Origin of the sequence: Brachymonas sp. J145 (genome assembly GCF_036312245.1) — a bacterium.
Taxonomy (GTDB): domain Bacteria; phylum Pseudomonadota; class Gammaproteobacteria; order Burkholderiales; family Burkholderiaceae_C; genus Brachymonas; species Brachymonas wangyanguii.
This window is the reverse complement of record NZ_JAZDCI010000003.1, coordinates 255,672-272,345: the sequence shown is the minus strand read 5'-3', so window position 1 is coordinate 272,345 and position 16,674 is coordinate 255,672. Positions and strand designations below refer to the sequence as shown.

The 16,674-nt window shown below is 59.5% G+C and carries 22 protein-coding genes, 1 tRNA gene and 1 pseudogene; 7 read left to right on the top strand and 17 right to left on the bottom strand.

What is annotated here, in order from left to right; translation table 11 throughout:
• The 6 genes and pseudogenes from V1261_RS05255 to intI1 form a co-directional block, all read right to left on the bottom strand.
• Positions 1-392 (bottom strand): annotated as a pseudogene (locus V1261_RS05255) (transposase); the annotation flags it as partial.
• 31 nt (positions 393-423) lie between these two features.
• Positions 424-756, bottom strand: coding sequence for a hypothetical protein (locus V1261_RS05250; protein WP_329770564.1), 333 nt, complete (start codon positions 754-756; stop codon positions 424-426).
• A 254-nt stretch (positions 757-1,010) separates the two neighbouring features.
• Positions 1,011-1,367, bottom strand: a complete 357-nt coding sequence (locus V1261_RS05245; RefSeq protein WP_003465043.1) for a cupin domain-containing protein — start codon at positions 1,365-1,367, stop codon at positions 1,011-1,013.
• Positions 1,357-1,758: a HepT-like ribonuclease domain-containing protein gene (locus tag V1261_RS05240; protein WP_001293886.1), complete on the bottom strand. Its 402-nt coding sequence runs from the start codon at positions 1,756-1,758 to the stop codon at positions 1,357-1,359. Before V1261_RS05240 ends, V1261_RS05245 begins: the two co-directional genes overlap by 11 nt.
• On the bottom strand, positions 1,755-2,045 hold the full coding sequence (locus tag V1261_RS05235) for a nucleotidyltransferase family protein (protein ID WP_001247892.1): 291 nt from the start codon (positions 2,043-2,045) through the stop codon (positions 1,755-1,757). Before V1261_RS05235 ends, V1261_RS05240 begins: the two co-directional genes overlap by 4 nt.
• Before the next feature lie 305 nt (positions 2,046-2,350).
• Entirely contained in the window at positions 2,351-3,364 is a 1,014-nt protein-coding gene (gene intI1, locus V1261_RS05230) for a class 1 integron integrase IntI1 (RefSeq protein WP_000845039.1), read from the bottom strand.
• 317 nt (positions 3,365-3,681) lie between these two features.
• On the opposite strand from intI1, the gene V1261_RS05225 reads away from it, so the two are divergent.
• The 7 genes from V1261_RS05225 (at position 3,682) to V1261_RS05185 (ending at position 9,755) form a co-directional block, all read left to right on the top strand.
• A complete protein-coding gene (locus tag V1261_RS05225; protein ID WP_000846390.1) occupies positions 3,682-4,482 on the top strand; it encodes an oxacillin-hydrolyzing class D beta-lactamase OXA-10 in 801 nt (266 codons plus the stop codon).
• A 108-nt stretch (positions 4,483-4,590) separates the two neighbouring features.
• Complete coding sequence (gene aadA1 / locus V1261_RS05220) at positions 4,591-5,382, top strand: ANT(3'')-Ia family aminoglycoside nucleotidyltransferase AadA1 (RefSeq protein ID WP_001209508.1); 792 nt, start codon at positions 4,591-4,593, stop codon at positions 5,380-5,382.
• Positions 5,383-5,545: 163 nt separating this feature from the next.
• Positions 5,546-5,893 carry a quaternary ammonium compound efflux SMR transporter QacE delta 1 gene (locus V1261_RS05215; protein ID WP_000679427.1) on the top strand — a complete coding sequence of 116 codons (348 nt, stop codon included), beginning with the start codon at positions 5,546-5,548 and terminating at the stop codon, positions 5,891-5,893.
• Positions 5,887-6,726: a sulfonamide-resistant dihydropteroate synthase Sul1 gene (sul1, locus tag V1261_RS05210; protein ID WP_000259031.1), complete on the top strand. Its 840-nt coding sequence runs from the start codon at positions 5,887-5,889 to the stop codon at positions 6,724-6,726. Before V1261_RS05215 ends, sul1 begins: the two co-directional genes overlap by 7 nt.
• A 127-nt stretch (positions 6,727-6,853) precedes the next feature.
• On the top strand, positions 6,854-7,354 hold the full coding sequence (locus tag V1261_RS05205; RefSeq protein ID WP_000376623.1) for a GNAT family N-acetyltransferase: 501 nt from the start codon (positions 6,854-6,856) through the stop codon (positions 7,352-7,354).
• A 506-nt stretch (positions 7,355-7,860) separates the two neighbouring features.
• Positions 7,861-8,625 carry an IS6-like element IS6100 family transposase gene (locus V1261_RS05195; RefSeq protein WP_001389365.1) on the top strand — a complete coding sequence of 255 codons (765 nt, stop codon included), beginning with the start codon at positions 7,861-7,863 and terminating at the stop codon, positions 8,623-8,625.
• Positions 8,626-8,825: 200 nt separating this feature from the next.
• Entirely contained in the window at positions 8,826-9,755 is a 930-nt protein-coding gene (locus V1261_RS05185; protein ID WP_329770371.1) for a Tn3 family transposase, read from the top strand.
• A gap of 178 nt (positions 9,756-9,933) precedes the next feature.
• Here V1261_RS05185 and V1261_RS05180 read toward each other — a convergent pair whose 3' ends face one another.
• The 11 genes from V1261_RS05180 to V1261_RS05130 all read right to left on the bottom strand — a co-directional run bounded on the left by V1261_RS05180 (position 9,934) and on the right by V1261_RS05130 (position 16,654).
• Positions 9,934-10,203 (bottom strand): hypothetical protein, encoded by a 270-nt coding sequence (locus V1261_RS05180; protein ID WP_329770370.1) that lies wholly within the window; start codon positions 10,201-10,203, stop codon positions 9,934-9,936.
• A 135-nt stretch (positions 10,204-10,338) separates the two neighbouring features.
• A tRNA-Val gene (locus V1261_RS05175) sits at positions 10,339-10,413 on the bottom strand.
• Positions 10,414-10,480: 67 nt separating this feature from the next.
• Complete coding sequence (gene dnaQ, locus V1261_RS05170) at positions 10,481-11,209, bottom strand: DNA polymerase III subunit epsilon (RefSeq protein ID WP_329770369.1); 729 nt, start codon at positions 11,207-11,209, stop codon at positions 10,481-10,483.
• 13 nt (positions 11,210-11,222) lie between these two features.
• A complete protein-coding gene (gene fdx / locus V1261_RS05165) occupies positions 11,223-11,561 on the bottom strand; it encodes an ISC system 2Fe-2S type ferredoxin (protein WP_329770368.1) in 339 nt (112 codons plus the stop codon).
• 1 nt (position 11,562) lies between these two features.
• Complete coding sequence (gene hscA, locus V1261_RS05160) at positions 11,563-13,434, bottom strand: Fe-S protein assembly chaperone HscA (protein ID WP_329770367.1); 1,872 nt, start codon at positions 13,432-13,434, stop codon at positions 11,563-11,565.
• Between the two features lie 102 nt (positions 13,435-13,536).
• Positions 13,537-14,055: a Fe-S protein assembly co-chaperone HscB gene (hscB, locus tag V1261_RS05155; RefSeq protein WP_329770575.1), complete on the bottom strand. Its 519-nt coding sequence runs from the start codon at positions 14,053-14,055 to the stop codon at positions 13,537-13,539.
• Positions 14,055-14,273 (bottom strand): hypothetical protein, encoded by a 219-nt coding sequence (locus V1261_RS05150; protein ID WP_329770366.1) that lies wholly within the window; start codon positions 14,271-14,273, stop codon positions 14,055-14,057. The genes hscB and V1261_RS05150 overlap by 1 nt, the downstream gene beginning before the upstream one ends.
• Positions 14,274-14,279: 6 nt before the next feature.
• Positions 14,280-14,603, bottom strand: coding sequence for an iron-sulfur cluster assembly protein IscA (gene iscA, locus V1261_RS05145; RefSeq protein WP_329770365.1), 324 nt, complete (start codon positions 14,601-14,603; stop codon positions 14,280-14,282).
• A gap of 56 nt (positions 14,604-14,659) precedes the next feature.
• Positions 14,660-15,046 carry a Fe-S cluster assembly scaffold IscU gene (gene iscU, locus V1261_RS05140; RefSeq protein ID WP_329770364.1) on the bottom strand — a complete coding sequence of 129 codons (387 nt, stop codon included), beginning with the start codon at positions 15,044-15,046 and terminating at the stop codon, positions 14,660-14,662.
• The gene (locus V1261_RS05135; protein WP_329770363.1) at positions 15,033-15,440 is read right to left on the bottom strand and encodes a hypothetical protein; all 408 of its coding nucleotides are present in this window, start codon (positions 15,438-15,440) and stop codon (positions 15,033-15,035) included. The genes iscU and V1261_RS05135 overlap by 14 nt, the downstream gene beginning before the upstream one ends.
• Complete coding sequence (locus V1261_RS05130) at positions 15,440-16,654, bottom strand: IscS subfamily cysteine desulfurase (protein ID WP_329770362.1); 1,215 nt, start codon at positions 16,652-16,654, stop codon at positions 15,440-15,442. The genes V1261_RS05135 and V1261_RS05130 overlap by 1 nt, the downstream gene beginning before the upstream one ends.
• Between the last annotated feature and the right edge of the window lie 20 nt (positions 16,655-16,674).

Below are 16,674 nucleotides of genomic sequence, written 5' to 3'. Positions count from 1 at the left end.
GTCGCTGTAGGGTTTGTGCTTCCAGGCGTAATAGCCGCTGGGATGGACCCTCAGCACCGAACATAGACGGCGTACCGCGTGTACACCCTCATGGCGCTGGATAAACGCGTACCTCACCCGGACTGCCTGGCAAAGTACGCGGCGGCTTTTTTTAGGATGTCGCGCTCCTCGGTAACACGCTTGAGTTCAGCCTTCAGGCGGCGCAGCTCCTCGGACTGGCTCAATTGCTCCTGGCGCTGGCCGGGGGACATCTGTCGCTGCTTGATCCACTTGTACAGGCTGTGTTGGCTGACGCCCAAGCGTTCCGATACTTCGGCCACCGCATGACCGCGCTCCACAATCTGTCTGACCGCTTCGATCTTGAATTCTTCCGGATATCTCTTCTGACTCATGGCACCTCCTATTAGACCTCAGTTATGAGACTCACAGGTGTCTACAGGATCCGGGTCGATTCAGGCGCTTTTTCAGGGAGGCGCGTTCTTGCGGGTTGCGTCCCTTGTGATTGGCGATGCGATCCGCCGTGGCGGCCTGGCGCTTGACGGGCCAGTAGGAGCGGCCATCCTTGCCCATCGACCAGACGCTGCTGGCCTGGTTTTCCAGCAGGGGCAGATGGGCGCTCAGGGCTTCGGGCGACGCGCTGGTCAGCGCCGTGCGCTCACGGGTGCGCCAGCGCTGATGCCAGAGCTTCTTGTCCTCGCGCTCGCTGCCGCAGGTCGTGTGCCCGACGATGGGTGTTTTGCGGCGGCTGCGGCTCATAACGTAGTGGTCTCCAAGAACATTCAGGACTGATCCCAGGCGTCGATGGTCAAGACCTGATCGGCAGGACAGGCGGCTACGCGGTCGGGAACTGGATGGTGTTCAGTCTCATGCCGACCCCATTCGATTGATCGCGTCGCTTGCGGCACGCTGCGACGCAAGGAGGTTTGCGACCTGGTTTAGCAGCCGTGTCCGCTGCATGTCTGTTACCTATCTCCCCGACCGCTCATTGGACCAACTCCAGAGATTGGGCTCTATCGCTCAGCCAATACGAAACCGGCATTGGCTGATGCCACAACCGAGACGAACACAAATGGCTCGGTACCTGTATTTCGCGCCCCGTGCACTTGGCCCGGTCTTGCCACGGCTATCTCACCTTCCCTGAGGGCACGAACAATCCCATTGCCCTGAAAGTAATCAGCCATTCCCGACAAAACAGTCCACGTGTCTTGGCCGTGAGGATGAATGTGAGCCGCAATTTCCTGCCCGGGATGGACATGCCAAACCACGATAATTGAGTCTCGGGTTTCAAGCACAACGGAACGAATAGGCTCGCCTTCGGACGGCTGAACATACTCGGCTACAGAAAATATTCTCGATTCAACAGTCATCGGAGATCCCTCTTTCACAGTTGTCGTTACGGTCTTCATCGTCGGCATCCTGACGCACGGCGGGCAATTGCTGGAGCAACGCCGGCAGCCATTCCTGTACCGTCTCCCACACCACATCGAGGTTGATGTCGAAATAGCCGTGAGCCATGCGATTACGCATATTGCGCATGCTGCGCCACGGCACGTCGGCATGCGCCTGGGTGAACTCGACGTAGCCATCCATCACCTTTGTGGCCGCCTCGCCGATGACGATCAGGCTCATGATGACGGCCTGCTGGGTGCGCTTGTCGGCCAAGAAGTCGTCCTTGGCCATCCCTTCCACGAAGCTGCGCGCATCGGTTGCGGCCTGCTGAATGTGGTCGAGGTAATCGGGCAGGCGGTTCTCGCTCATATCGGTTGCGCCTCCGCGAGCACCTTGGCCCGGAACTTCGGCGGCAGGTCGCCGGGAGTCAGCAGATCGACGTCAACGCCGAGCAGCGATTTCAGTTCTTCTTCCAAATCGCCCAAGTCCAACAACGTGGCACCGGGCAGCGCATCGACCAACAGGTCGAGGTCGCTGCCATCCCGGTCGGTGCCATGCAGCACCGAGCCGAAGACGCGCGGGTTCGCGGCGCGAAAGCGGCCTACCGCTTCACGCACTGCGCTTCGCTTCATGTCAAGCACAACAGACGGTCGCATGCGCATCCTTTCTTATCGAAACTCGTTGAGATGATATGCAATCAAGAATAGAATTTCAAGAACTATTTTCGAGAATCGCAATGCCTTGATTCCCGTGCCGCGCTGTCGTTTTCAGAAGACGGCTGCACTGAACGTCAGAAGCCGACTGCACTATAGCAGCGGAGGGGTTGGATCCATCAGGCAACGACGGGCTGCTGCCGGCCATCAGCGGACGCAGGGAGGACTTTCCGCAACCGGCCGTTCGATGCGGCACCGATGGCCTTCGCGCAGGGGTAGTGAATCCGCCAGGATTGACTTGCGCTGCCCTACCTCTCACTAGTGAGGGGCGGCAGCGCATCAAGCGGTGAGCGCACTCCGGCACCGCCAACTTTCAGCACATGCGTGTAAATCATCGTCGTAGAGACGTCGGAATGGCCGAGCAGATCCTGCACGGTTCGAATGTCGTAACCGCTGCGGAGCAAGGCCGTCGCGAACGAGTGGCGGAGGGTGTGCGGTGTGGCGGGCTTCGTGATGCCTGCTTGTTCTACGGCACGTTTGAAGGCGCGCTGAAAGGTCTGGTCATACATGTGATGGCGACGCACGACACCGCTCCGTGGATCGGTCGAATGCGTGTGCTGCGCAAAAACCCAGAACCACGGCCAGGAATGCCCGGCGCGCGGATACTTCCGCTCAAGGGCGTCGGGAAGCGCAACGCCGCTGCGGCCCTCGGCCTGGTCCTTCAGCCACCATGCCCGTGCACGCGACAGCTGCTCGCGCAGGCTGGGTGCCAAGCTCTCGGGTAACATCAAGGCCCGATCCTTGGAGCCCTTGCCCTCCCGCACGATGATCGTGCCGTGATCGAAATCCAGATCCTTGACCCGCAGTTGCAAACCCTCACTGATCCGCATGCCCGTTCCATACAGAAGCTGGGCGAACAAACGATGCTCGCCTTCCAGAAAACCGAGGATGCGAACCACTTCATCCGGGGTCAGCACCACCGGCAAGCGCCGCGACGGCCGAGGTCTTCCGATCTCCTGAAGCCAGGGCAGATCCGTGCACAGCACCTTGCCGTAGAAGAACAGCAAGGCCGCCAATGCCTGACGATGCGTGGAGACCGAAACCTTGCGCTCGTTCGCCAGCCAGGACAGAAATGCCTCGACTTCGCTGCTGCCCAAGGTTGCCGGGTGACGCACACCGTGGAAACGGATGAAGGCACGAACCCAGTGGACATAAGCCTGTTCGGTTGGTAAGCTGTAATGCAAGTAGCGTATGCGCTCACGCAACTGGTCCAGAACCTTGACCGAACGCAGCGGTGGTAACGGCGCAGTGGCGGTTTTCATGGCTTGTTATGACTGTTTTTTTGTACAGTCTATGCCTCGGGCATCCAAGCAGCAAGCGCGTTACGCCGTGGGTCGATGTTTGATGTTATGGAGCAGCAACGATGTTACGCAGCAGGGCAGTCGCCCTAAAACAAAGTTAGGCCTCGCCGAAGCGAAAGATCGCTACTTGAAGTGTTGACGCCTTTGTTTTAAAGTTTCGCGTCTATCTTTCTGATTTTGTTAAAAAATCAGACTTTGATTAATCATGTTAGACGTCAGAGGTATTTTGACTTAAACGCCTCTGAGGTCGAATTAACGTTAGCCACCAAGAAGGTGCCATGAAAACATTTGCCGCATATGTAATTATCGCGTGTCTTTCGAGTACGGCATTAGCTGGTTCAATTACAGAAAATACGTCTTGGAACAAAGAGTTCTCTGCCGAAGCCGTCAATGGTGTCTTCGTGCTTTGTAAAAGTAGCAGTAAATCCTGCGCTACCAATGACTTAGCTCGTGCATCAAAGGAATATCTTCCAGCATCAACATTTAAGATCCCCAACGCAATTATCGGCCTAGAAACTGGTGTCATAAAGAATGAGCATCAGGTTTTCAAATGGGACGGAAAGCCAAGAGCCATGAAGCAATGGGAAAGAGACTTGACCTTAAGAGGGGCAATACAAGTTTCAGCTGTTCCCGTATTTCAACAAATCGCCAGAGAAGTTGGCGAAGTAAGAATGCAGAAATACCTTAAAAAATTTTCCTATGGCAACCAGAATATCAGTGGTGGCATTGACAAATTCTGGTTGGAAGGCCAGCTTAGAATTTCCGCAGTTAATCAAGTGGAGTTTCTAGAGTCTCTATATTTAAATAAATTGTCAGCATCTAAAGAAAACCAGCTAATAGTAAAAGAGGCTTTGGTAACGGAGGCGGCACCTGAATATCTAGTGCATTCAAAAACTGGTTTTTCTGGTGTGGGAACTGAGTCAAATCCTGGTGTCGCATGGTGGGTTGGGTGGGTTGAGAAGGAGACAGAGGTTTACTTTTTCGCCTTTAACATGGATATAGACAACGAAAGTAAGTTGCCGCTAAGAAAATCCATTCCCACCAAAATCATGGAAAGTGAGGGCATCATTGGTGGCTAACAAGTCGCTCAAGGTCGCTCCCTGCGGTCGCTGGACAGTCCCAGTCGGCGCATGCTTCGCATTTTATGCGCCGCCTGTGCCTGCCCCTTAGCTCCAACGTTAAACATCATGAGGGAAGTGGTGATCGCCGAAGTATCGACTCAACTATCAGAGGTAGTTGGCGTCATCGAGCGCCATCTCGAACCGACGTTGCTGGCCGTACATTTGTACGGCTCCGCAGTGGATGGCGGCCTGAAGCCACACAGTGATATTGATTTGCTGGTTACGGTGACCGTAAGGCTTGATGAAACAACGCGGCGAGCTTTGATCAACGACCTTTTGGAAACTTCGGCTTCCCCTGGAGAGAGCGAGATTCTCCGCGCTGTAGAAGTCACCATTGTTGTGCACGACGACATCATTCCGTGGCGTTATCCAGCTAAGCGCGAACTGCAATTTGGAGAATGGCAGCGCAATGACATTCTTGCAGGTATCTTCGAGCCAGCCACGATCGACATTGATCTGGCTATCTTGCTGACAAAAGCAAGAGAACATAGCGTTGCCTTGGTAGGTCCAGCGGCGGAGGAACTCTTTGATCCGGTTCCTGAACAGGATCTATTTGAGGCGCTAAATGAAACCTTAACGCTATGGAACTCGCCGCCCGACTGGGCTGGCGATGAGCGAAATGTAGTGCTTACGTTGTCCCGCATTTGGTACAGCGCAGTAACCGGCAAAATCGCGCCGAAGGATGTCGCTGCCGACTGGGCAATGGAGCGCCTGCCGGCCCAGTATCAGCCCGTCATACTTGAAGCTAGACAGGCTTATCTTGGACAAGAAGAAGATCGCTTGGCCTCGCGCGCAGATCAGTTGGAAGAATTTGTTCACTACGTGAAAGGCGAGATCACCAAGGTAGTCGGCAAATAATGTCTAACAATTCGTTCAAGCCGACGCCGCTTCGCGGCGCGGCTTAACTCAAGCGTTAGATGCACTAAGCACATAATTGCTCACAGCCAAACTATCAGGTCAAGTCTGCTTTTATTATTTTTAAGCGTGCATAATAAGCCCTACACAAATTGGGAGATATATCATGAAAGGCTGGCTTTTTCTTGTTATCGCAATAGTTGGCGAAGTAATCGCAACATCCGCATTAAAATCTAGCGAGGGCTTTACTAAGCTTGCCCCTTCCGCCGTTGTCATAATCGGTTATGGCATCGCATTTTATTTTCTTTCTCTGGTTCTGAAATCCATCCCTGTCGGTGTTGCTTATGCAGTCTGGTCGGGACTCGGCGTCGTCATAATTACAGCCATTGCCTGGTTGCTTCATGGGCAAAAGCTTGATGCGTGGGGCTTTGTAGGTATGGGGCTCATAATTGCTGCCTTTTTGCTCGCCCGATCCCCATCGTGGAAGTCGCTGCGGAGGCCGACGCCATGGTGACGGTGTTCGGCATTCTGAATCTCACCGAGGACTCCTTCTTCGATGAGAGCCGGCGGCTAGACCCCGCCGGCGCTGTCACCGCGGCGATCGAAATGCTGCGAGTCGGATCAGACGTCGTGGATGTCGGACCGGCCGCCAGCCATCCGGACGCGAGGCCTGTATCGCCGGCCGATGAGATCAGACGTATTGCGCCGCTCTTAGACGCCCTGTCCGATCAGATGCACCGTGTTTCAATCGACAGCTTCCAACCGGAAACCCAGCGCTATGCGCTCAAGCGCGGCGTGGGCTACCTGAACGATATCCAAGGATTTCCTGACCCTGCGCTCTATCCCGATATTGCTGAGGCGGACTGCAGGCTGGTGGTTATGCACTCAGCGCAGCGGGATGGCATCGCCACCCGCACCGGTCACCTTCGACCCGAAGACGCGCTCGACGAGATTGTGCGGTTCTTCGAGGCGCGGGTTTCCGCCTTGCGACGGAGCGGGGTCGCTGCCGACCGGCTCATCCTCGATCCGGGGATGGGATTTTTCTTGAGCCCCGCACCGGAAACATCGCTGCACGTGCTGTCGAACCTTCAAAAGCTGAAGTCGGCGTTGGGGCTTCCGCTATTGGTCTCGGTGTCGCGGAAATCCTTCTTGGGCGCCACCGTTGGCCTTCCTGTAAAGGATCTGGGTCCAGCGAGCCTTGCGGCGGAACTTCACGCGATCGGCAATGGCGCTGACTACGTCCGCACCCACGCGCCTGGAGATCTGCGAAGCGCAATCACCTTCTCGGAAACCCTCGCGAAATTTCGCAGTCGCGACGCCAGAGACCGAGGGTTAGATCATGCCTAGCATTCACCTTCCGGCCGCCCGCTAGCGGACCCTGGTCAGGTTCCGCGAAGGTGGGCGCAGACATGCTGGGCTCGTCAGGATCAAACTGCACTATGAGGCGGCGGTTCATACCGCGCCAGGGGAGCGAATGGACAGCGAGGAGCCTCCGAACGTTCGGGTCGCCTGCTCGGGTGATATCGACGAGGTTGTGCGGCTGATGCACGACGCTGCGGCGTGGATGTCCGCCAAGGGAACGCCCGCCTGGGACGTCGCGCGGATCGACCGGACATTCGCGGAGACCTTCGTCCTGAGATCCGAGCTCCTAGTCGCGAGTTGCAGCGACGGCATCGTCGGCTGTTGCACCTTGTCGGCCGAGGATCCCGAGTTCTGGCCCGACGCCCTCAAGGGGGAGGCCGCATATCTGCACAAGCTCGCGGTGCGACGGACACATGCGGGCCGGGGTGTCAGCTCCGCGCTGATCGAGGCTTGCCGCCATGCCGCGCGAACGCAGGGGTGCGCCAAGCTGCGGCTCGACTGCCACCCGAACCTGCGTGGCCTATACGAGCGGCTCGGATTCACCCACGTCGACACTTTCAATCCCGGCTGGGATCCAACCTTCATCGCAGAACGCCTAGAACTCGAAATCTAACGTCCGTTCGGGCATCGAGGTCCATGTCGGGGTGGGACGGGCCCGTGGCTTCAAGATCACTTGCAGTCCGACCGCGATGTCTTGGTTGCGCGAGAGGTTGTCGATATCCTCCACTTCCATCATCAACCCTGGATAATGCCGCCGCCGTCATCGCCGCCGACGCCCGTGCCGGGCTTTTCGGGCCTGTCAGGCTTGCTCGGCCTTCAGCCTGCCTGGGCGAGATCTCCGGCGGACGGATTAACGGCGGAGCTTCGCCGCCTTTCGTGCGTGTGAAGGCCGAAGATAGTTCTCTCAAAAACATCCGTTTATGAGAGATACCAAATGTCATTTTCAGAAGACGACTGCACCAGTTGATTGGGCGTAATGGCTGTTGTGCAGCCAGCTCCTGACAGTTCAATATCAGAAGTGATCTGCACCAATCTCGACTATGCTCAATACTCGTGTGGGCTCTGTTGCAAAAATCGTGAAGCTTGAGCATGCTTGGCGGAGATTGGACGGACGGAACGATGACGGATTTCAAGTGGCGCCATTTCCAGGGTGATGTGATCCTGTGGGCGGTGCGCTGGTATTGTCGCTATCCGATCAGCTATCGCGACCTTGAGGAAATGCTGGCGGAACGCGGCATTTCGGTCGACCATACGACGATCTATCGCTGGGTCCAGTGCTACGCCCCGGAGATGGAGAAGCGGCTGCGCTGGTTCTGGCGGCGTGGCTTTGATCCGAGCTGGCGCCTGGATGAAACCTACGTCAAGGTGCGGGGCAAGTGGACCTACCTGTACCGGGCAGTCGACAAGCGGGGCGACACGATCGATTTCTACCTGTCGCCGACCCGCAGCGCCAAGGCAGCGAAGCGGTTCCTGGGCAAGGCCCTGCGAGGCCTGAAGCACTGGGAAAAGCCTGCCACGCTCAATACCGACAAAGCGCCGAGCTATGGTGCAGCGATCACCGAATTGAAGCGCGAAGGAAAGCTGGACCGGGAGACGGCCCACCGGCAGGTGAAGTATCTCAATAACGTGATCGAGGCCGATCACGGAAAGCTCAAGATACTGATCAAGCCGGTGCGCGGTTTCAAATCGATCCCCACGGCCTATGCCACGATCAAGGGATTCGAAGTCATGCGAGCCCTGCGCAAAGGACAGGCTCGCCCCTGGTGCCTGCAGCCCGGCATCAGGGGCGAGGTGCGCCTTGTGGAGAGAGCTTTTGGCATTGGGCCCTCGGCGCTGACGGAGGCCATGGGCATGCTCAACCACCATTTCGCAGCAGCCGCCTGATCGGCGCAGAGCGACAGCCTACCTCTGACTGCCGCCAATCTTTGCAACAGAGCCTCCGTCGCCATGCTCACCTCGCTTTGGTGCACACGAGTATTGAGCATAGTCGAGATTGGTGCAGATCACTTCTGATATTGAACTGTCAGGAGCTGGCTGCACAACAGCCATTACGCCCAATCAACTGGTGCAGTCGTCTTCTGAAAATGACACGCGCCGGTTGCCTTGGCGGGCTTGTCACAAACCTACGTTTTCAAGAAGAAGGAAACCGCATGCCCCGCCGTTCGATCCTCTCCGCCGCCGAGCGCGAAAGCCTGCTGGCGTTGCCGGACACCAAGGATGAGTTGATCCGTCACTACACGTTCAGCGAAAGCGACCTCTCCATCATCCGGCAGCGGCGCGGCCCGGCCAATCGGCTGGGCTTCGCGGTGCAGCTCTGCTACCTGCGCTTTCCCGGCGTCATCCTTGGCGCTGATGAGCCACCGTTCCCGCCATTGCTGAGACTGGGCGACACCAAGCTCTACATCCCGAAGGGCGATGCCACCTACGAGGCGTTGAAACCGATGATCGGCGGCACGCTCAACATCAAGCACGTCCGCGCCCATTGGGATGAAATCCTGCGGATGGCCACCTCGATCAAGCAGGGCACGGCGACGGCCTCGCTGATGCTCAGGAAGCTTGGCAGCTACCCGCGCCAGAACGGCCTGGCCGTCGCCCTGCGTGAGCTGGGACGCATCGAGCGCACACTGTTCATCCTGGACTGGCTGCAAAGCGTCGAGCTGCGCCGCCGCGTGCATGCCGGGCTGAACAAAGGCGAGGCGCGCAACGCGCTGGCCCGCGCCGTGTTCTTCAACCGCCTGGGGGAAATCCGCGACCGCAGCTTCGAGCAGCAGCGCTACCGGGCCAGCGGCCTCAACCTGGTGACGGCGGCCATCGTGCTATGGAACACGGTCTATCTGGAGCGGGCCGCGAACGCCTTGCGTGGCCACGGTCAAGCCGTCGATGACGGCCTGTTGCAGTACCTGTCGCCGCTCGGCTGGGAGCACATCAACCTGACCGGCGATTACCTCTGGCGCAGCAGCGCCAAGATCGGCGCGGGCAAGTTCAGGCCGCTACGGCCGCTGCAACCGGCTTAGCGTGCTTTATTTTCCGTTTTCTGAGACGACCCCCAATACTAAGCATGAGAAGTAGGGAAAGGTGGTGCTTCATGTTGTCTTCCTGAGAACTTTAGACAACAATCATTGTAGATCACAATCCCTATTTTCGTGAATGCATCCAATCTTTAGTTTTAATTTTGTAGGCTGCCGCCCTTGTTCAACCTGCAACACCTGGGCCTATCCCCAGGAACTGCATCAGAGCTGCCAGTACCAGCACGCCGGTGATGATAGCCAGCACCGTGGCCCAGAAGCGGCCCAGCTTTGATTTAGCCACCACCACATAGACCACGATCGCGGCCAAGCCAGCCACCGGGCCAAGGATCTGGATTGCCAGGATGATGCCGATGGCGGGGAGAATCCAGTTCCAGGGGCTGGATTTCTTCTTGGGGGGCTGGTCAGGGGATTCGGGCGGTTCGATTTGGTTCATGAAGGTTGTCTCTGAAGGAGGGCAAATGAAAGCCGGTGAGCCATCTTATCTGCAGAGACTACACCCCTCTATTACCCCCGCAACGAAAAAGGCACCTACGGTTTCCCGTAAGTGCCTGTTTTTATTATTATTTTTTGGTGGGTGATAGTGGGTTCGAACCACTGACCCCTGCCGTGTGAAGGCAGTGCTCTACCACTGAGCTAAACACCCTTTGTCTGGTGAGCGGTTGAAGAACTGGTGCTCGTCAACCGCTGAAGCCATGATTATGGCACAACTTTCAGGTGTTCTGCAAGTCGTCTGAACTTTTTTTCCAGATCGTGTTGCCGCCACTGGCCTTGTCCAGTACCGCCAGCATGGCCACGTGCGCATCCTGCTCGGCGGCGTTGGCGCGCAGCACCGGCAGCACGATCTGGCTCAGGTCCACCTGCGCCACGGCGGTACCAGTGCCCGTGTCATCGGCCTGCTCGGCGTACATCACCAGGGTTTCCTGACCACGCGTCAGGCTGATGTAGACGTCGGCCAGCAGCTCCGCGTCCAGCAAGGCGCCGTGCAGCGTGCGGTTGGAGTTGTCGATGCCAAAGCGGTCGCACAGCGCATCCAGCGAGTTGCGCTTGCCCGGAAACTGCTCCTTGGCCAGCGCCAGCGAATCGATCACGTTCGCCACATGGCTGCGAAAACCTTCCTGGCGCTGCAGCAGGCTCAGTTCGTAATCCAGAAAGCGCACGTCAAACGCCGCGTTGTGGATGATCACCTCGGCACCCTGCACATAGTCCAGGAACTGCTGCACGATCTCGGCAAAGCGCGGCTTGTCGCGCAGGAACTCGGTCGTCAGGCCGTGCACGCGCAGCGCGCCCTCCTCGCTCTCGCGCTCCGGGTTGATGTACAGGTGCAGGTTGTTGCCGGTCAACTGGCGGTTCAGCAGCTCCACGCAACCGATCTCGATGATGCGGTTGCCGTCGCTGACTTCCAGGCCGGTGGTTTCAGTATCGAGAATGATCTGGCGCATGCTGCCCGTCCGCTCAGTGGTTTTCCTTGGCGTGGTTGATGGAGTACTTGGGAATCTCCACCACCAGGTCCTGCTGGCCGACCATGGCCTGGCAGGACAGGCGCGAATCGGGCTCCAGGCCCCAGGCGCGGTCCAGCATGTCTTCTTCGCACTCGTCCATCTCGTTCAGGCTGTTGAAGCCCTGGCGCACCACCACGTGGCAGGTGGTGCAGGCGCAGCTCATGTCACAAGCGTGGTCGAGATTGATGTCGTTGTCGAGCAGGCCCTGGCAGATGGTGGTGCCAAACGGCACCTGGATTTCTGCGCCCTCGGGGCAGTACTCGGGATGGGGAAGGATCTTGATGGTTGCCATATCACATAGTCTCGATGTTCTTGCCGGAAAGCGCCTGCTGGATGCCGCGATTCATGCGCATGGCAGCAAAGGCTTCGGTGCCGGTAGCCAGGGTCTTGGTAGCCGCCTCGATGGCAGCCGGGTCCGTACTCTGGCGGGTGGTGTCCAGTTGTGCGATCAGCACGTCGATCTGCTGGCGCTCATCGTCCGTCAGCAGATCACCGTCTGCCTTCAGCGCGCTGTGCGTGGCCAGGATCATGCGGTCGGCATCGACGCGGGCCTCAGCCAGCGCACGTGCCGCCATGTCCTGCTCGGCCGTGGCAAAGCTGTCCCGCAGCATGGTGGTGATGGTGGCATCGTCCAGGCCATAGCTGGGTTTGACCTCGATCTGCGCCTGCACGCCGCTGGTCTGCTCGCTGGCGCTGACATTCAGCAGGCCATCGGCATCCACGGTAAAGGTGACGCGGATGCGCGCCGCACCGGCCGACATCGGCGGGATGCCGCGCAGCGTGAAGCGCGCCAGGCTGCGGCAGTCGTCCACCATGTCGCGCTCGCCCTGCACTACGTGCAGGCTCATCGCGGTCTGGCCGTCCTGATAGGTGGTGAAATCCTGTGCCATGGCGACCGGAATCGTCTGGTTGCGCGGGATGATGCGCTCCACCAGGCCGCCCATGGTCTCGATGCCGAGCGAGAGCGGAATCACGTCCAGCAGCAGGATGTCGCCCTCACGGCTGTTGCCAGCCAGCTGGTTGGCCTGAATCGCCGCACCCAGCGCCACGACCTCGTCGGGGTTCAGGTCGGTCAGCGGCTCGCTGCCAAAAAAGTCTTTGACGGCCTGGCGGATCACCGGCATGCGGGTCGAGCCGCCCACCATGACCACGCCCTGCACTTCTGCCGGCAGCAGCTGGGCATCGTGCAGCGCCTGGCGCGTCACCTGCAGGGCGCGTCTGGTCAGCTCAGCGGTGGCATCGGCAAAGTCCTGGCGCGTGATGTCCAGCGCAATCTGGCCGGTCGTCAGCGTAACCTCGAAACGGGCACTGTCAGCTTCAGTCAGGCCGTGCTTGCAGGCACGTGCCGCCAGCTGCAGCGCCGCCTGGTCTTCAGGCGTGACGGCGCTGATGCTGGCGCGTTGCTGCGCGAGTTGCGACAGTGTGCGGTCGTAGTCGTCACCGCCCAGGGCGGAATCGCCATTGGTGGCAATCACTTCGAACACGCCCTGCGTCAGGCGCAGGATGGAAATGTCAAACGTGCCACCGCCCAGGTCAAACACCGCGTAGACGCCTTCGCTGGCATTGTCCAGACCGTAGGCAATCGCGGCGGCTGTGGGTTCGTTGATCAGGCGCAGCACATTGATGCCAGCCATTTGCGCGGCATCCTTGGTCGCCTGACGCTGGGCATCGTCAAAATACGCGGGCACGGTGATCACCGCACCATACAGGTCGTCGTCAAAAGTATCTTCGGCACGATAACGCAGCGTGGCCAGGATCTCGGCGCTGACCTCGACCGGCGACTTGTCACCGGCGCGCGTCTGGATGCGCACCATACCCTTGTCGGCATCGTCGGCATCGAGCGCGTAGTGCAGTGCATCGCCATAGCTGGCGCGGATATCGTTCAGGCTGCGGCCCATGAAGCGCTTGACCGAGATAATCGTGTTGTGCGGGTCATCGGCCAGATGCTCCAGCGCCTGGTAGCCGATCTGGCGGCCGCCATTGTCCAGGTAGCGCACGGCCGACGGCAGCAGCAGCTTGCCATCGGCATCGGGCAGGCATTCGGCGTTGCCATGGCGCAGCGATGCCACCAGCGAATGCGTGGTGCCCAGGTCGATGCCGACAGCAATGCGGCGTTCGTGCGGGTTGGGCGACTGGCCCGGTTCGGAAATTTGTAGGAGTGCCATAGATCAGAAAAAATGCGCAGGCCAGCGAGTCTGCGCCAAGTATCCGTATTGCGTATTGTCCAAGAAGTGTCTGGCGGGCCGGCAACGGGCGATAGCGGCGTATCAGCCGGCCTGGCGCAGCTGGTGCTGTCGCACCTCCTGTGCAAACTTGTGGATGAACATCAACTTGCGCACCCAGGTGCTCGCTGCCACATAGTCCTGCTGCTGGTCGATGGCCTCGGTAATCGCGGCTTCGGCAATCTGGCGCTGCTGCTGCACGTCGTCTGCCAGTGCCTGCAGGGCCGGAGCGTCCTTGGCCTCTTCCAGCGCCTCGCGCCATTCCATCTGCTGCACCAGGAAATCCGGCGGCATCGCGGTATTGCTCTCGGCCTGGATCGGTTCGCCGTTGAGCTCGCACAGGTAGGCACCACGCTCGAGCGGATCCTTCAGGCGCTGGTAGGCCTCGTTGATGCGCACCGCCCATTGCATGGCCATGCGCTGCATGGCCGGCCCTTCGGCGACAAAGCGGTCCGGATGGACCTCGCGCAGCAAGGCCTTTCTGGCATTGTCCAGCTGCGCCAGATCCTGGGAAAACTGCGTCGGCACGTTCAGCAGCTCGAAATCGGTAGATTGCAGATTGATCATGGATGCTCGCTCACGACCGGTCGGCTGCGCATCGGTGCCGGCAGGTCATCAAAGGCTTCGAGTGGAGCCTCGACCTGCCAGACATCCACGCAGCAGCCACAGCCCTGGTTGTCAGAACAGTGCAGGCTGGGCCCCCAGCGACGGAACCAGCGGTTGATCGCCAGGATCTCCGCCTCGTTGTCCAGCGTCACCGACACGGTGGCCCGGGCCTGCATGGTGAATCAGACGCGGAAGCTTTCGCCGCAACCGCAGCGATCGCGTTCCCGCGGATTGAGGAACTTGAAGCCTTCGTTCAGGCCTTCGCGCACGTAATCGAGCTCGGTGCCATCGATATAGGCCAGGCTCTTGGGATCGACCAGTACCTTGACGCCGTGCTGCTCGAAGATCACGTCCTCGCTAGCAGGCTCGTCCACGTACTCCAGCGTATAGGCCAGGCCGGAACAGCCAGTCGTCTTGATGCCCAGGCGCACACCCACGCCCTTGCCACGCTTGCTGAGCGAACGGTTGACATGTCGTGCCGCCGCTTCTGTCATCGTAATTGCCATGTCGGAAATTCCTTGCGAGCAGGTGCCAGCCGGCACCTGCGTTCAGCCGGGCACGCTCAGGCCTGGTGCTTCTGCTTGTAGTCGTTGACGGCGGCCTTGATGGCGTCTTCCGCCAGGATGGAGCAGTGCACCTTGACCGGCGGCAGCTCCAGCTCTTCGGCAATCTGGCTGTTCTTCAGCGCAGCGGCCTCGTCCAGCGTCTTGCCCTTGACCCATTCGGTCACCAGCGAGCTGCTGGCGATGGCGGAGCCACAACCATAGGTCTTGAAGCGTGCATCCTCGATCACGCCGGTCTGCGGGTTGACCTTGATCTGCAGCTTCATGACGTCGCCACAGGCCGGTGCGCCCACCATGCCGGTACCGACGGATTCGTCGCCCTTGTCAAAAGAGCCAACGTTGCGGGGGTTTTCGTAGTGGTCAACGACCTTGTCACTGTATGCCATTTCTTTTCTCCATGTATTGCGTGGACGATATTGCTTCGTACTTGCGCCAGACACTGCCGCTACGATCGTCCCCGTAGCGATAGCTCATCCAGATCCGGTCACCGGACTTGTAGGCCAGTGTCTGGGGCAGCTTGTTCAGGTTCAGGCTGGCCCACAGGCTGTCACCAGCCTTGAACTGCTTGCGGCATTCCACATCGTTGCGCTGCGTGTTGTCGTCACGCACGCCCTGGATCTGGAACCGCACCACCAGCTCGGACAGCGGTTGTGCGCGCACCTCCTTGACCTGCCCCATCAGCAGGCAGGCCACCTGGGTGGAGGCCTGCGCCTGCAGCGGCAGCATGCTGACGGCCAGAGCGCCGGCCAGCAGCCAGGGAGTGGCGCGCCGGGCGGTCATCAGTGCGCCGCCCATTCGATGGCGTCCATGTCGACGCCATCCAGGAACATTTCCCACAGCGGGCTCAGCTCGCGCAGCTTGGCCACGTTCTCGGTGATCTCGGCAATCGCGTGATCCACGTCGGCTTCGGTGGTGAAGCGGCCAAAGGACATGCGCAGGCTGCTATGGGCCAGTTCGTCGCTGCGACCCAGGGCGCGCAGCACATAGCTGGGCTCCAGGCTGGCGCTGGTACAGGCCGAGCCACTGGACACCGCCAGCGACTTCACGCCCATCATCAGCGATTCGCCTTCGACGAAGTTGAAGCTCATGTTCAGGATGTGCGGGATGCGGTTCGGCGTGTCACCGTTGACGAAGGACTGGTCAATCTTGCTCAGGCCGGTCAGCAGGCGCTGGTACAGCTTGTTGGCGTGTTCGCGATCCTGCTCCATCTCGGCCTTGGCCAGGCGGTAGGCCTCGCCCATGCCGACGATCTGGTGCGTGGCCAGCGTGCCGCTGCGCATGCCGCGTTCGTGGCCGCCACCGTGCATCTGCGCTTCCAGGCGGATGCGCGGCTTGCGACGCACGTACAGCGCGCCAATGCCCTTGGGGCCGTAGACCTTGTGCGAGGCCAGGCTCATCAGGTCGATCGGCATGGTCTGCACATCAATCGGCGTCTTGCCGGTGGCCTGGGCCGCGTCCACATGGAACACGATGCCCTTCTCGCGGCACAGCGTGCCGATGGCCTGGATGTCCTGGATCACGCCGATCTCGTTGTTCACGAACATCACGCTGATCAGGATGGTGTCGGGGCGGATTGCCGCCTTCAGCACGTCCAGGTCGATCAGGCCGTTTTCCTGCACGTCCAGATAGGTCACCTCAAAGCCCTGGCGCTCCAGCTCGCGCATGGTGTCCAGCACCGCCTTGTGTTCGGTCTTGACCGTGATCAGGTGCTTGCCGCGGCTCTTGTAGAACTGGGCCGCGCCCTTGATCGCCAGGTTGTCGGATTCGGTAGCGCCGCTGGTCCAGATGATTTCACGCGCATCGGCGTTGATCAGCGCAGCGACCTGCTCGCGGGCGTTGTCCACCGCGTCTTCGGCTTCCCAGCCCCAGGCGTGGCTGCGCGACGCCGGGTTGCCGTAGTGCTCGGCCAGCCAAGGGATCATGGCCTCGGCCACACGGGGATCAACCGGGGTGGTCGCGGCGTAGTCCAGATAGATCGGGTATTGCTTGCTCATGATGGGTCTAGATCTGTTGG

Coding starts and splice junctions, on each gene's coding strand:
- V1261_RS05250 (WP_329770564.1), bottom strand. CDS start 756: ATGAGCCGCAGCCGCCGCAAAACACCCATCGTCGGGCACACGACCTGC.
- V1261_RS05245 (WP_003465043.1), bottom strand. CDS start 1,367: ATGACTGTTGAATCGAGAATATTTTCTGTAGCCGAGTATGTTCAGCCG.
- V1261_RS05240 (WP_001293886.1), bottom strand. CDS start 1,758: ATGAGCGAGAACCGCCTGCCCGATTACCTCGACCACATTCAGCAGGCC.
- V1261_RS05235 (WP_001247892.1), bottom strand. CDS start 2,045: ATGCGACCGTCTGTTGTGCTTGACATGAAGCGAAGCGCAGTGCGTGAA.
- intI1 (WP_000845039.1), bottom strand. CDS start 3,364: ATGAAAACCGCCACTGCGCCGTTACCACCGCTGCGTTCGGTCAAGGTT.
- V1261_RS05225 (WP_000846390.1), top strand. CDS start 3,682: ATGAAAACATTTGCCGCATATGTAATTATCGCGTGTCTTTCGAGTACG.
- aadA1 (WP_001209508.1), top strand. CDS start 4,591: ATGAGGGAAGTGGTGATCGCCGAAGTATCGACTCAACTATCAGAGGTA.
- V1261_RS05215 (WP_000679427.1), top strand. CDS start 5,546: ATGAAAGGCTGGCTTTTTCTTGTTATCGCAATAGTTGGCGAAGTAATC.
- sul1 (WP_000259031.1), top strand. CDS start 5,887: ATGGTGACGGTGTTCGGCATTCTGAATCTCACCGAGGACTCCTTCTTC.
- V1261_RS05205 (WP_000376623.1), top strand. CDS start 6,854: ATGGACAGCGAGGAGCCTCCGAACGTTCGGGTCGCCTGCTCGGGTGAT.
- V1261_RS05195 (WP_001389365.1), top strand. CDS start 7,861: ATGACGGATTTCAAGTGGCGCCATTTCCAGGGTGATGTGATCCTGTGG.
- V1261_RS05185 (WP_329770371.1), top strand. CDS start 8,826: ATGACACGCGCCGGTTGCCTTGGCGGGCTTGTCACAAACCTACGTTTT.
- V1261_RS05180 (WP_329770370.1), bottom strand. CDS start 10,203: ATGAACCAAATCGAACCGCCCGAATCCCCTGACCAGCCCCCCAAGAAG.
- dnaQ (WP_329770369.1), bottom strand. CDS start 11,209: ATGCGCCAGATCATTCTCGATACTGAAACCACCGGCCTGGAAGTCAGC.
- fdx (WP_329770368.1), bottom strand. CDS start 11,561: ATGGCAACCATCAAGATCCTTCCCCATCCCGAGTACTGCCCCGAGGGC.
- hscA (WP_329770367.1), bottom strand. CDS start 13,434: ATGGCACTCCTACAAATTTCCGAACCGGGCCAGTCGCCCAACCCGCAC.
- V1261_RS05150 (WP_329770366.1), bottom strand. CDS start 14,273: ATGCAGGCCCGGGCCACCGTGTCGGTGACGCTGGACAACGAGGCGGAG.
- iscA (WP_329770365.1), bottom strand. CDS start 14,603: ATGGCAATTACGATGACAGAAGCGGCGGCACGACATGTCAACCGTTCG.
- iscU (WP_329770364.1), bottom strand. CDS start 15,046: ATGGCATACAGTGACAAGGTCGTTGACCACTACGAAAACCCCCGCAAC.
- V1261_RS05135 (WP_329770363.1), bottom strand. CDS start 15,440: ATGACCGCCCGGCGCGCCACTCCCTGGCTGCTGGCCGGCGCTCTGGCC.
- V1261_RS05130 (WP_329770362.1), bottom strand. CDS start 16,654: ATGAGCAAGCAATACCCGATCTATCTGGACTACGCCGCGACCACCCCG.